This is a genomic window from Mesorhizobium sp. M5C.F.Cr.IN.023.01.1.1 (assembly GCF_003997585.1).
Taxonomy (GTDB): domain Bacteria; phylum Pseudomonadota; class Alphaproteobacteria; order Rhizobiales; family Rhizobiaceae; genus Mesorhizobium; species Mesorhizobium wenxiniae.
This window is the reverse complement of sequence record NZ_RZSU01000065.1, coordinates 23,240-36,273: the sequence shown is the minus strand read 5'-3', so window position 1 is coordinate 36,273 and position 13,034 is coordinate 23,240. Positions and strand designations below refer to the sequence as shown.

11 protein-coding genes and 1 pseudogene are annotated in these 13,034 nt (G+C 59.5%); 6 read left to right on the top strand and 6 right to left on the bottom strand.

Features of this window, described 5'->3' with window-relative positions; translation table 11 throughout:
* Positions 1-2,329, top strand: a 2,329-nt coding sequence (locus tag EOA78_RS23365; protein ID WP_164783894.1) for a M23 family metallopeptidase, incomplete at its 5' end; no start/stop codon positions are given.
* Positions 2,330-2,546: 217 nt separating this feature from the next.
* Entirely contained in the window at positions 2,547-4,181 is a 1,635-nt protein-coding gene (locus tag EOA78_RS23360) for a caspase family protein (protein ID WP_127317177.1), read from the top strand.
* A gap of 50 nt (positions 4,182-4,231) precedes the next feature.
* Here the strand turns inward: EOA78_RS23360 and EOA78_RS23355 are convergent, their stop codons facing one another.
* Positions 4,232-4,762, bottom strand: a complete 531-nt coding sequence (locus EOA78_RS23355) for an OmpA family protein (protein WP_127317176.1) — start codon at positions 4,760-4,762, stop codon at positions 4,232-4,234.
* Positions 4,763-4,955: 193 nt separating this feature from the next.
* Here EOA78_RS23355 and EOA78_RS23350 point away from each other — a divergent pair, with 193 nt between their 5' ends.
* A complete protein-coding gene (locus EOA78_RS23350) occupies positions 4,956-5,531 on the top strand; it encodes a hypothetical protein (RefSeq protein WP_127317183.1) in 576 nt (191 codons plus the stop codon).
* Positions 5,532-6,282: 751 nt separating this feature from the next.
* Here the strand turns inward: EOA78_RS23350 and EOA78_RS23340 are convergent.
* Positions 6,283-8,802, bottom strand: a complete 2,520-nt coding sequence (locus tag EOA78_RS23340) for a caspase family protein (RefSeq protein ID WP_245477685.1) — start codon at positions 8,800-8,802, stop codon at positions 6,283-6,285.
* Between the two features lie 1,496 nt (positions 8,803-10,298).
* Positions 10,299-10,517 carry a hypothetical protein gene (locus EOA78_RS23325; RefSeq protein WP_127317173.1) on the bottom strand — a complete coding sequence of 73 codons (219 nt, stop codon included), beginning with the start codon at positions 10,515-10,517 and terminating at the stop codon, positions 10,299-10,301.
* 209 nt (positions 10,518-10,726) lie between these two features.
* Between EOA78_RS23325 and EOA78_RS23320 the strand changes: the two genes are divergently transcribed.
* Positions 10,727-10,966 carry a hypothetical protein gene (locus EOA78_RS23320; RefSeq protein ID WP_127317172.1) on the top strand — a complete coding sequence of 80 codons (240 nt, stop codon included), beginning with the start codon at positions 10,727-10,729 and terminating at the stop codon, positions 10,964-10,966.
* Positions 10,963-11,079: pseudogene (locus tag EOA78_RS37190) on the top strand (GFA family protein); the annotation flags it as partial. The gene EOA78_RS23320 and the pseudogene EOA78_RS37190, both read left to right, overlap by 4 nt.
* A 20-nt stretch (positions 11,080-11,099) precedes the next feature.
* Here the strand turns inward: EOA78_RS37190 and EOA78_RS23310 are convergent.
* Positions 11,100-11,459 (bottom strand): response regulator, encoded by a 360-nt coding sequence (locus EOA78_RS23310; protein ID WP_127317171.1) that lies wholly within the window; start codon positions 11,457-11,459, stop codon positions 11,100-11,102.
* A complete protein-coding gene (locus tag EOA78_RS23305) occupies positions 11,456-11,809 on the bottom strand; it encodes a hypothetical protein (protein WP_127317170.1) in 354 nt (117 codons plus the stop codon). Before EOA78_RS23305 ends, EOA78_RS23310 begins: the two co-directional genes overlap by 4 nt.
* Positions 11,810-11,916: 107 nt before the next feature.
* Between EOA78_RS23305 and EOA78_RS23300 the strand changes: the two genes are divergently transcribed.
* On the top strand, positions 11,917-12,387 hold the full coding sequence (locus tag EOA78_RS23300) for a response regulator (RefSeq protein WP_245477683.1): 471 nt from the start codon (positions 11,917-11,919) through the stop codon (positions 12,385-12,387).
* 266 nt (positions 12,388-12,653) lie between these two features.
* On the opposite strand, the gene EOA78_RS23295 is transcribed toward EOA78_RS23300, so the two are convergent.
* Positions 12,654-12,926: a hypothetical protein gene (locus tag EOA78_RS23295; protein ID WP_127317169.1), complete on the bottom strand. Its 273-nt coding sequence runs from the start codon at positions 12,924-12,926 to the stop codon at positions 12,654-12,656.
* Between the last annotated feature and the right edge of the window lie 108 nt (positions 12,927-13,034).

Below are 13,034 nucleotides of genomic sequence, written 5' to 3'. Positions count from 1 at the left end.
GCACAGTATCGACACAAGCTTCAGGTTGAAAAAGCAGGCGCGCGCCGCCCTGCGCAGACGCAGGCTGTGGCGCAGACTCCTTGCCGGTCTTGCTGTGGTTGTCCTGTTGTCGATCGCTGCCGGCGTCTATCTCACCGCGGACTATTGGTCGTTTGGCGATGAAGATGAGGAGTTGCACGCCGTCGAGGGAACCGACGATGTGCCAGCCGATGCATCGGTCTATGTGCCTGCCATCATCGATCTCGCAGGAGACCCGATGTGGATCACCCTAGCGCCCGACACCGGCGCCGCAACAAAAAGCCAAGTGATCCCGCGCCCCGCAGAACTCGATCAGGCTGGAGTTTCTCCCCAGATCGAAATTCTCGCTGACGTGATGCTTAGCGCCAGCGAAAAGTTCATGACAACGATACCGTCCACGCAAGAAGATTTCGCATTCTTCCAGGCGCAGCGACAGACCGCGCCGGCGCCATCCATCGATCTGCAAAACGATCTTCAGCCACCGCCCGTTCTAAACGAGGCTCCGGTTGCTTCGGGCCCGCAGGTGGACGCTGATGATGCCGAAGCAGGTTGGGGCGAAACAATCGATTCAGGCGAGGCAGCCCTCCCCGCTTTCCAGAAAACCCAGATCGAAAACAACACAAGCGTGGCAAATGTCATCAGCGAATATCAACGATACGAGGCTAACGAGGACACGTTCGTAAAGATTCTCAACGACCGCAGCTTGGACAGCGTTGCCCTGGATGCGCATTTCTCCGCCGAGGATGCCAAGCTGGCAGGCGAAGCCCTGAAGGCGCTTTTCAATCGGGAAAGCCTTGAGCCAGGTTATGTCGTCGCCATGCGCGGTTTCAGGCCGACGCGCGAGACGACAACCATGTCCCTCATGCAGGTTTCGATCTACGCCAAGAATGTATTTGTCGGTACGCTGACGCGCAATGCCGCTGGTGTGTTTGTGTCTGGTGTGGACCCTTGGGTCCGCGAAGATCTGTTCAACTACTCGGGCGCACAGGCACAAGGCACGCACAAAAGGCAATACCGGCTGCTCGATGCAATCTACTCGACAGCAGCACGCAACAAAGTCCCGACCGGCGTGATCGGAGAAGCGATCATGTATCTCTCGCGAGGACAGGACCTGGATGCCTTCGCCAGCGAAGACCAGCGCCTGGTCCTGATCTATTCGCAAAGGCCGCGTGGCAAGGAAGAGACGGCCGGGCGGGTGTTATATGTGGGTGTCCAGGGTGCCGAAAAAAGCCTCGACTGTTTCGTGTTCCAGCAGACCGACGGCCAGTTTGCATGCGTGAGCGGCGACGATCGGGTTCGCTCGCTGACGGTCGCAAACGGCATGGTCACCCCGGTCAACGGGGTCATGACGTCCACCTTCGGCCCACGCAAACACCCGATCCTCGGGACTGTTCGCATCCACAAGGGCGTGGATTGGGCGGCGCCTCTGGGTACGCCGATTGCAGCCGCCTTCGACGGCGAAGTCGTTTTTCAAGGCGATGGAGGGGGTTACGGCAACCTGGTGAAGATTTCGCACGGAAACGGGCGCGAGACGCGCTATGCGCATATGCAGAAATTCGCGGTCAAGGGCGGTGTCGGCGCGAAGGTGAAGGCAGGCGATATCATCGGTTACATTGGCACTACCGGCCTTTCGACTGGGCCGCACCTGCATTTCGAACTCTATCGCAATGGCGAGGCGATCGATCCCCTGGGTACGGTTACGGCAATCGCAACCGATGATTCCGCTGTCGAAACGCTGACAGAGCGTATCGTTCAAGTCGAAAGTGGCGGCCGCGCCCGCGCCAAGAACCCACTTTCTTCGGCGACCGGCGCCGGTCAGTTCATAACGAAGACCTGGATCAGGATGATGAACACCTACCGCCCCGAACTTGCGCGGACACTGTCAACCGCCGACCTGCTCGCTTTGCGTTACGACGCCACCATCTCGCGCGAGATGGTCAGCAATCTGGCGCGCGAGGGCGAAGCCTATCTTCGGGCACGCGGCCACCAGATCACAGCCGGCCGGCTTTATCTCTGTCATTTCCTGGGAATGGAAGGCGCCCATCAAGTGTTGTCATCGCCGGGTTCGGCGCAATTGAGCGCCGTGCTCGGGTCGGCCGTCATTCAAGCCAACCCGTTTCTCACCGGCAAGTCCGCCAGCTATGTCGTGAGCTGGGCCGAAAGGAAAATGGGGCGGAAGCTGAGCCCGACGACGACTGAGGTGAGCCAACAGACGACGATAACGACGGAAGTCCGGCAGACATCGCCCGAGTTCGAAAAATACAAGCAGGCGATCACGGCCCTCATAGGCTCGATGCAGAATACGCTTTGAACCTGCGTCTCGCGGGCGCGAGTTTGCCGTTAGACCATTGGTGTTCCTGCTGCCAAGTGTTACTATAGGCAACTTTTTTCGGGCGCTTTGTGAACCATAACTGTGGTCGAGATCACATACGCCCAAGAGCCATTTTGGCGGAAGCGACTATGTCGCTGATGAAAATTAGCATACGCAGATATCCATAGTGCGCCCAGGCGGGGCGGAGGGCTGGTCCATGAAAGCGTTTGCCGTCTTTCTGAGCGGGTTTATCCTGTTTATCATCGTCTCGCTTGGCGCCGAGGCTGCCGCGCCCGATGCCAAACGCGTGGCGCTGGTCATCGGCAACAGCAAATATGCCCATGCCGTCGCCTTGCCCAATCCCGCCAACGATGCGCACCTCATTGCATCCACACTGCGCAATGCCGGCTTCCAGGTGATCGAGGGGATCGATCAAGACAATGCAGGCATGCATAGCCTCATCAGTCGGTTTACCGAGCAGTCATACGATGCCGACCTCGCCGTCATTTTTTATGCCGGCCACGGCATGCAGGTCGACGGCAAGAATTTCCTGATTCCGGTCGACGCCGAACTGACATCGCCCGCTTATCTCAAGACCCGCACCGTTCAGATCGACGAGTTCATGGCGGCGTTACCGCCCGAGCCGGCGATCGGCGTCATTATCCTCGATGCCTGCCGCGACAATCCGCTGGCCAGGACGCTGGCTGCCTCGATGCCGAAGAGCCGGTCCGCCTCGTTTGGCACCGGTCTGGCGCCGATCGAAGCAAAATCGGACGGCCTTGGAACCGGCGGAATCTTGATTGCGTATGCAACCGATCCCGGCGCCATCGCTTTTGACGGCAATGGCGTCAATAGTCCCTACTCCGCGGCGCTCGCCAGGCACCTGACTGAACCCGGCGTTGAAATCCAGAGCGCGCTGACGCGTGTACGCGGCCAGGTGACCGAAACGACACAAGGTCGCCAGAGACCTTGGCACAACGCATCACTGGGACGCGAGGTCTTCCTGGGACAGTCCGCAGCGGAAGCGGCGCCTGCCACAAAACCTGTCGTTGTTGGCGCATCCGGCGCGGCGACATCGGCCCCTGCCCCGGGGACCAACGAGCCTCCTTCCTGGGAGGTGGAGCAGCGTCTATGGGATGAGGCTTCCAAGCGCAATTTCATTCCGTTCTATGAAGCCTATCTCGAACAGTTTCCAAACGGCCGCTTCGCCACGGTGGCGCGGCTGAACATCGACCAGTTGAACGAACCGAAAGCCGATAATCGGCAGGTCGCGGCAGTCGATGAGGACGAGGCGAACGCAAATTCCGGCTCAGCCGTTCGCACCTCGGTTGGCGTTTCGGACGAGGTGAAGCAGGCCCCCGGCACCGAGTTGACGGAAAGTGCGATCGGTCTCGATCGCGAAGGCCGTATCGATCTGCAGTTGCGCATCGAAGCCGTGGGCAACGAGCTTGGCCGCATCGATGGAACCATAGGTCCAAAGACCCGCCAGGCGATCGGCATGTGGCAAGCGAACAACGGCCTGCCGCAGACCACCTTTTTGACACGCGAGCAACTGGCGTTCCTGGAGATCCAGACGGATCCAATGATGGAATCGGTGCGCGCCAGGTACGCTGCCGATCAGGCTCGTGCAGCACAACAGGTCCGCGCAAAAAAGCCGGTGGCACAGAAGGCCCGCACACAAAAGCCGGTAGTGACACAGAAGCCCCGCAGGCAGCAGGTCGTTCAAAAGAAGCGCGACCGGGAGGTGGTTCGACGGGATGCCCCGCCGCCGAGCGACAACGATTTTCTGACCAAGGCGCTGATTTTCGGTACCGGTGTGGCGGTGGGCGGCGTGCTCAACAACAACAACTGATAGGCGTTTCAAGCCTGTCGACGTGAGCCGTGCCTTGGCCGCAAGCGGCCCTACTCAGTCCTTATCCGCATCTCCACCCGGCGGTTTACCGGATCGTATGGGTTGGGGTTGCGCGGATTCGTTTCGCCCATGCCTGTCGCTTTGATGCGGGCAGGATCGATGCCGTTAGAGGTCAGGAAGGTTGTTACCGATCTGGCTCTTCGTTCCGACAGTCCCTCGTTGTAATCAGCCGAGCCGGTCGCATCTGTATGACCCTCAACAACGAAGTTCAGATTGCTCAGTCGGCTGTCCTTCAGTGCCTTGGCGAACTCGTCCAGTTCAGCGCGCGCAGTCGCATCGAGTTCCGCAGAATCCAGCCCGAAGTTGATCAGCATGTCGAGGCTGGTTTTTTCGGCCGGCGCTGCTTTGTTCTTGCTGCTGCATTCCTCTTCGGTGCCGACGCAAATTCCACGCGACGGGCCGAACTCGCTCGCCGCGTCAAAAAACTTCACGATGTCTTCTGATTTCTGAAGCGGATCAGCAAAAGCGTGGGTCGAAAAAAGCGTGACCGTAAACGCGAAGGCTAAACTGCCCAACTGCATGACGGTTACTCCTGTCTTGAGCATCCGATTTCATCGACTGCGAACAATACCAAATTCCGAAGGAAATGTCTGTCAATAAACGTCAGGCATACGAGGAGTGGACGGCAGTTGCATCTTGCTGAGGACTGGAGACTTGACCCGCACCCTGTCCAGGCTTCAGTGTCGATTGTTCCCCAGTGAAAGCGTGGCGGCCATGGCCAATGAGCTTCGATTCAAAACTGCACGGGATCTTTTCATGGCCTGCCCCGCTGTTTCCAGGGACATGGTGGCACTCCCGACCGAACAGCCTTCAATCGAATTTTGCCGCGCCCTCCTGGCCGGGCGGGTGCCCGAGGAGGCGATTACGTTCTGTGCCTATCTGCTTCCCGAGCGGGCTGCGGTGTGGTGGGCCCATGAATGCCTGAGCCACCTCACCGTTCTGCTCGATCGCAGGGATCAGGAATTGCTCGCGCTTGTTCGTGACTGGGTCAGCGAACCGGATAGCCCTCACCATCGCCCAGAAGTGAGCAAGGCTGCGGCAGGAATGCCGCCAACAACGCCTGCCGCCTGGATTGCCCTGGCTGCAGGATGGCATGGCAATGGTGCAGCTACGGAGACGCCAGCGGTATCGGCCTTGCAGCCAGCCGCCCGCGCTGTGAGTGCAGGGGTTCTGGCCGGACTGGCACGCGTTGCACTGGAGGACCGCTTTTCAGTTCTTTCCGCGTTTGTCGAAATGGGCATTCAGATGGCGGAGATCGAGGCGCTGCGCCAATCAGCGGATGCAAATTAGAGCGCAGTCTGGATCCTGATTGCTTGCCTTACTTGCAGCCGTCTTGGACCCACTTGGCCAGTGCCACCCTGAAACGTGTCCCCAGCGGATGTTGCAGCCGCAGCACCGAGACATCGTCGGTGGCGAAACTTCCTGTCCGCACAACCGAGCCCAGTTCCATTCATGGCAGCCATCGTAGTGACTGTCCCATATTGCCTCGTCGAGCCCTTCCACCGGACTGAAGCGTGGCTTGCCTTTGAGCTCTATCCGTCGATTGCGGGATCGCAGAAGTCTATAGGATGGTCGGAAAAAAATAGGGTCGTCCGAAGCCAGGCAGTGGATCAACGGTATCCGTCATCCCTAGATCCTCGCGTGCGGTCGAGAACGACATGGTGCGGCATCCTCCGATCCGCCCCGTGACGGTTGCGCGAGCTTTCGTGAAAGCGAAACGGAAGTTGGCTTATCCCCAGCCGCCGCCGCCTCCGCCTCCGCCTCGCCAAGGAGGAGGAGCGATCACAGGAGGTGCGGCAACAGGCTCTACCTCAACCGGCTTGATCACTTTTTTCGTCACCACCCGTTTGGGAGCGGCCTTGACGACCTTCTGCCGTACAGGTGTCCTGCGAACGACCTTCGGCGGTGACGTCTCCACCAGCGGCGTTGGTTCGGGTGGCATCAAGGACGTGCAGCCTGTGAGCCCCACCAGGATGCCGGACAGGGCTGTTCCGACGATTATGTGCTTCAATGTCCTGCGCACCATTTGCCTCCCGATTGATTAAAACACGTCCCGACGCGGGTTGGCTTCTTCCCAGACCCGCCTGGCCGCGCCGACCAGTTGGTCGTCCAGCGAACCGGACGCAGGAATCTTCGATTTGAGTTCCCGGCGCAGCTGCTTCAACGTCGTCGTTTTCACCTTCGTGCCGAAATTTGCGAGGTTCGTCCGGGCCTCTGGCAGTTGGTTGCGAAAATCCAGTGCGGCCGCAAATGCAAGAAAGCGGACGGCGGTGGCCTGGTCGGCCTTTTCGCCCTTTTCCATTTCGAGAACCGCGCGATCGAATGCACCATACTCATCGCCCCGCATGGTCGCCATCTCGAACAGTCTTTGCGCTTCCGCCGGATTGCGCTCCACGCCGACGCCGTCGCGGTACATGCGCGCTAGGTTGCTTGGAGCGTAGGGCTGGCCGAGTTCGGTGGCTTTCTGAAACAGGGCCAGCGCCGTTTTGGGATCTTTCTCGACGCCCGCGCCGGACAGATAATTCCGGCCAAGCAGGTTCATCGAATACATGTCCTGTCGCTCGACGCCAGCTTCCAGGAAAGCAACGGCACGGGCCTGATCTGCGGTCACACCGTTGCGGCCTTCGGTGAAGATCGCGCCGAGATCGTTCATGGCATAGGTGTGACCCATCGCCGCCGCCTTGAGCAGCAGGTCCAGCCCCTTGGCCGTATCGCGCTCGACGCCGGAGCCATGAAACAAGGCTCGGCCCCACGATGTCATCCCGTAGGGATCGCCCTTGTCGGCCGCAGCCGCGTAGAAGGTGTTGGCTTGCTTGCGGTCGACAGCCACGCCTGTTCCGGTCGCGTAGAGGTAGCCGAGTTCGAACACTGCGCGCACGTGTCCCCTATCGGCAGCCTGCTGTATGGCTTTCCTGGCCTGGTCCACCTTGCCCGCCGCAAGCAGCGCGCGCCCCAGTTCATAGCGGAAGCGGGGGACATCGGGATACGCCTTCACCGCAGCCTCGCAGAGCTTCACCGCGTCGGCGCCGATTTCATTTGGCAGCAGGCCGGGGACGACGCCTTGAAGGTCGAGAGGTTCGCCGGCAGCCAAGTCGCACGGATCAACGGTTGGCGACAGTTTCATTTTGGCGGGTTTGGATACTGCGCTGTCCGCCCGAATTTCGAAGGTGATCTCGACCGGTGCGCTGGCTCCGATCTGGGGTTCATAGCGCAGCCCCTCGACTTCACCGACCGTCAAGCTCGATTCGGGCGACAGGGCTCGATCCGGCAGGGAGAGCGTTCCCGTTGCCGGATAGCTGGCAACCTTCAGGCTGACCGCCGAATCGTCTGTCGGGAGGTCCAGGTTCAGAGCAACCGCGCCGATGCCGACCGGAACGTCGATCTCCCGGTTCTCGATCGCCTCGGCCGCACCCGTGACATGAATGCCGCGCTGCAGCACCTGCTGCTTCTGCTCGGCTTCGAGTGAGGCCATCACCTGTTCGCCCTGGGCTCCTTCGCCGCTCTTGACTCGGAACACCAGCATGCCCTTGGCTTCGCCGCCCCAGTTGTCGCGTGCGGCGTAGGCCAGCATATCCATGTCTTCTGGCTCGCCAACTCCCTTGGGGACATCCATCTGCAAATGCGGCAGATCCTTGCCCTGGATCAGATCCCCCGCTTCGACAACCTTGCCATTCAGCATCAGGCGTCCCAAGGCGGGCGGTCTTTCGATGCTGACGGTGATTGATCCGCCGTCGACCTCCACCGGTTCCGGGAGGTTCAGATCGACAGGCCCGACTCCCGACAACACGACCTTCTCCAACACGGGCGGTAGAGAGGGGCGGCTGGCGCGACGCATCAGAACGACTTCGTCGATCAGCGAAGAGTTCTCCCAAGGAACCTGCAGGCCCTTGGTAGCCTCAACCACGTCCCGGCGCACGGCCGCCATGACAGTGCGAATCTCCTGGTTCGGAGCCAAGGCCCGACGAGAAAACGCGAATGAAAATGGGCTGAGGTCGCCGGCGCCGTCGTAGGCAACCGCGCCGGGTTCGGTGGCGAAAGCGATCAGTGTATTCAGCGAGCTTCTTACTTCCGCAAGGCCGGTGCCGCTGGCGGTAAGAAGCTGGTCCCTGAGCCAATAGTCCTTGCGAGGGAATGGATTGTTGCGGCAGGCATCGAGGATGATCACCTGGATCTTCGATTTCGAACGCATCTGCTGCAGCACATCGTTTAGCTTGATAGCCTGGACCTCGACGTCCGCCGCATCTTTCAACGAGGCATCGACGGGGATCAGGAAATTTTCGCCGCCGATCTGAAAACCGTGACCGGAATAGTAGACGACAGCCACCTCCGCGCCGTCCACGGCGGCAAGATAGTTGCGGAACTGGTCTTCAAACTGCAGCTTTGTAAGATTGCTAGCGACGAAAACATCAAAACCAGCCGCTCGAAACGTGTTGGATACGTCCACCACATCTTTGGCCGGGTTCTTGAGGGCCGAGATTTCTTGGTAGTCGGAATTGCCGATTACAAAGGCGACCCTTCGTTCGATTGCAGAAGCCTCGAAAGTCGTGACGCTTGCGAGCATCAAGGCCGCAACGATTCCGCAACGTCGGAGCATGGCAAATCCCTTAAACGCTGTTACCTGGCGACCACAAGAACACAGCTTGCAGTGCCAAGGTCCGTTAGAGAGCATGCTATCTGCCGAGACAGGAAAGAGAGAACAGCCGTCGCGACAGCGGTATATTCCTCACTTGATCGAACCCTAAATTACATCAGAGCCCGAGTGTCCGCAATGATTGTCAAACGGTTTCTCAACCTTGGCTATTTGGACCCGTGGTCGATTTGGTCCCCTCTCGGACCACGCGCGGCTGGCATTCTGATCGTGGCAAGTTGCAGTTGGTTGTGGTCGGCGATGCCCCCAATAAAACACAGCTCGCGCGGGCGCACCTCAGTTTCGCCCAGCGACGAACGTCAGCTGCCGCCTGCCAGGCACGACGGCCGCCCTGCACTCTTGCCTTCCGTCCACGCACACCACGCGTCGGAGAGCCCCGAGTTTTCCACTACTAATATCGGACTACCCCTGATTTTCTCTAGCCACCGTTTCCGAGACTCAATTAGCGTCTTCTTATGGAGCATCGGCACGCCATTCGAAGAATCAAGGATGGGCTTTGGGAGGTCTACGACATAGACGACGATAGGGTTGTCTTCGCAGACGGGGTGGCTCTGACAAATTTGCAGGATGACGAGGCACTCGACGCCCTGGAGTTGCTAAAGGGTGGATTCCTGGTTCCGAGCAGCGCTCCCAAGCCAGATGACAGTTCCTTGGGGGATACTGTGAGGTCGACAATACGCAAGATGAAGCACTGAGGCGGATAGCTGACGCACAAAAGCGCCGCCGCTTGGCGGGCTCCCGGCAGGTTTCGGAATTGCGCTTTTAGAAAGCCGGTGAACGACATCAGCCGATGCGTTCGCTCGTCGCGATCTGCCACCCTATTTCAGCGATATCGCAGGCGCGATGCAGAAGGTATGGATCAATCTGCCCGCTCAAGGCTCAACGCGCCGCGGCGTCTCAAAAACGAAAAACTCTCCTTCGTTTGGTTGATGCCGGAACAATGCTCCGTCCGTAAGTTCGTACTGTATATTAGCAGGTGCTGTTATGAGGTTTTTGCCCATTCAGGAACCGACCAACACATGGGCCGTATTCGATACCACCGTGGATGTGCCTGCGGACTTCGCTGGCACTTGCCTTATCGGCTTGACGCGGGAGCGGGCGGAGTGGCTCGCAGCGAGAGCCAATCAAGATGCATCGGTGAGAAGCAATTGGATCGGCCGGTTATCATCCCTGGAGCCTGAGCACGGCGTGGTTCCATACGCAAATGTCAGAAATGGCTTATACTCGCAGGGAAGATTTCAGTGACGGACGAAGAGGCCGCTGCGTTGGCAGCCAGGAACCAGCAGCCTACGTAAGTCCGACATCACCAGCAAAACCGATGCAGCGATCTGTTACCGGCGTTGAGTGAGGCTATCCCAGCGTGTCGCCAATGCGCTCCCCGGTTTGTATTCCTGCCCGAAGGACCGCGGTTATTGCTGATCCGGCATCTCGGTATTCTCTTTGGGGTTCTTCTTGATCCCCGCGGCAGGCGAGGTGTCGGCCGGGGCGTTTCCACCTTGGTTTTGTTCAGCGGCCCTTTCAAATGGCGTGGTGCGCCAGCCCATATCGGCATACAAAAAGCCAATGAGAAAGCCGACGATAATGATCGCTGCTATCACCAGCGAAAGTATAGCGTTACGTCGCTCCATGTCCGGCTCCTTCCTGCGAGCCGAACAGCCAGTATCGAAAATGGTTCCCATCTACCATGAATGCGCAAGATCAATGCCTTGCAGCATACGTTTCGCATCCAGGGGATGCGTGAAGCTGAAGGTCGTGGAACTTCGCACCTTGCCGGCGGTTGACATGCACGATTGATGGGCCGCTCATAGTTCTCAGTCGCTGCTGGAAGGACAACACCATGGCCAACAAGAATACCACATCGAAGCCGGCAATTCGGCAGGCGAATGCCGACGGCTTGCGACATCCAAGGCGGGACGCCAACGATACGGATGCGGGAGCGAGACCGCCGACGCCAAAGACCGCTGGGACCTCGAAGCCATCGACTGCTCCGCTGGACAATCCGGTGGCGAACCGCAACGCCGGCCGGCCGCGCCAGTCAGGCACCACGCCACGGCCGACGGAAAAGCCGCTGGACTGAAAGGCGAGGCCGGGATCGTACGGGACGGCGGCTGCCTGTGCGGCGCTGTTCGCTTCAAGGTGAACGGCGCACCGCTACGGGTCGGAATCTGCCATTGTCAGGATTGCCGCCGCGCCGAGGCTTCGGGACCGAGTTAAGACGCCCGGACCAATTCATTCATGGCGTTCAGAATGACAACCTGATCTGCCGGCTTCCGGAGAAATTTACAGCCGGCGAACGCGCCTGGAACATCGTACGGTCCAAATCCGCTCAGGAACGCGAACGGGATATCGCGGGCTTGCAGCGCTCTTGCGACCGCCAGACTTGTTTCGCCATAAAGTTGAATATCCAGCAGCGCGACATCGACATTGTGTTCGTCGATCAGCCAAAGGGCCACCGCCACCGACGGAGCCGGGCCGATCACCTGATACCCCAAGGCGCGCAGGCAAGCAGCAGTGTCCTCGGCGATGAGCCATTCATCCTCGACCACCAGAACGCGCAAGCTGTCGGTCACGGCGCCTCACTGCGGATCAATGGGAACGTGAGCTGGACCTCGAGGCCATCATGATTGAAGGTGGTCTCGACGTTGCCGCCAAGCCGGTAGCCGATCTCACCCTGCAGCAGGGAAAGCCCGAAGCCGTTGGCCTCGGGCTTTTGGACCGGCGGCCCGTCTTTCTCGTGCCAGGCGAGCGTGAAAACGTCGCCCTCGCCTGACCATTTCAGCAAGACCCTGCCGCGGCGCCTCGACAGCGCGCCATATTTGGCGGCGTCGAGGTCACGAAAGAAATCGGTGACGTTGATCAGCAGATCACGGAAGAGTTCCATCACCTCGCGAGGATCTTTCTTCAGCCGTTCGACATACACTGTGATCTATGCTCGTTTTGGCAAAACGGTTGCAGACAGCCTTGCAGCAGCGGTCTAACAAGCCAGCGCGGCTAATTGGAAATCTCGCTCCAACCAGGGGCCATGAGGTGCGTGATCTGCGAGGGGTGCACATCCTGATCGTCGAAGACGATTGGTTATTGGCCGGCGATCTTGCAAGATATTTCGGCAATATGGGCGCAGTCGTCCTCGGCCCTGCGGCGACAGTCGAACATGCGTCCATGCATACCGAGGCGGCTAAGGCCGCGATCCTCGACGTCAATCTCAACGGGCGGCGGGTGGTTCCGATCGCAGACGAGCTGATGCGCCGCGGCGTGCCGTTCGTCTTTTTCAGCGGTGACGAGGACATCGTCATTCCCGAACGTCTGCGCCACGCCAGCAACCTTCGAAAATCGTCTGACAGCTATGCCGTCTTCGATGCCTTGTTTCCTCCGGAAAGATTGGCGGGGAGCCCTCCCGTCAACTTGTCCGACAACGTCTTTTCACTTCTGCCGAAGCTCAGGCTCGTGGCGCGTCTGCTTCTGGGGGACGTGGAGGCTTCCGACCGTCTGGTCGAGTGAACGCTGGAGCGCCATCGGCGAGATCGACAGGCGGGGGGCCGGCGTGTCGACCGAAGACTGGCTGAACGGCATCATGCGAAATGTCGCTAGATCGAGCGGGGCGAGCCTGTTGCACTGAGGCTGCGACCGTTCGGCACCTTCGAAGGGTCTAACTTATGAATTGTCCCATTTCGCGGCCAAGCGTCATTGTTTGGCGCCCGGCAAAGTTGGATACACCAAACTGAGGACAAAGCGCTCCAAGGGCCGGCCCCCTTCGAGCAGCCTTGTCAGCCGTTCTTGCTCCGGTCGACAAATTTATTGAATCGGCTGGTTTTCCCGCCGCCGGTCTCGTCCTGGTAGAGGAAGGCCAGGTTGTTTTCGTCGAAGATCCGAAAGAACTCATCCCATTCGATGGCTTCGAACTCCTCCTCGGGCTCGCCGAAATCTATCCGCAGGATACCACCCTCGCCCTTGGTGCGTATAGCGGCAGGCCGCCCGCCTCGATCGTTGGCCCACTGGCGGATCTCGTCATGATCGGTAGTCGTCTTCGACTCAGACATCGGAATCTCCTTTTCGATCCCAGATTTCGCAGGCGCGTGATCCTCACCATCGGGTCTGCTTGCTATGCGGCGGAACCGGACGGCTAGATGATACCCGCTTTCCCGACT

Bases quoted from the DNA above. Each gene is read 5' to 3' on its own strand.
- EOA78_RS23360 (WP_127317177.1), top strand. From the start codon at position 2,547: ATGAAAGCGTTTGCCGTCTTTCTGAGCGGGTTTATCCTGTTTATCATC.
- EOA78_RS23355 (WP_127317176.1), bottom strand. From the start codon at position 4,762: ATGCAGTTGGGCAGTTTAGCCTTCGCGTTTACGGTCACGCTTTTTTCG.
- EOA78_RS23350 (WP_127317183.1), top strand. From the start codon at position 4,956: ATGGCCAATGAGCTTCGATTCAAAACTGCACGGGATCTTTTCATGGCC.
- EOA78_RS23340 (WP_245477685.1), bottom strand. From the start codon at position 8,802: ATGCTCGCAAGCGTCACGACTTTCGAGGCTTCTGCAATCGAACGAAGG.
- EOA78_RS23325 (WP_127317173.1), bottom strand. From the start codon at position 10,517: ATGGAGCGACGTAACGCTATACTTTCGCTGGTGATAGCAGCGATCATT.
- EOA78_RS23320 (WP_127317172.1), top strand. From the start codon at position 10,727: ATGGCCAACAAGAATACCACATCGAAGCCGGCAATTCGGCAGGCGAAT.
- EOA78_RS23295 (WP_127317169.1), bottom strand. From the start codon at position 12,926: ATGTCTGAGTCGAAGACGACTACCGATCATGACGAGATCCGCCAGTGG.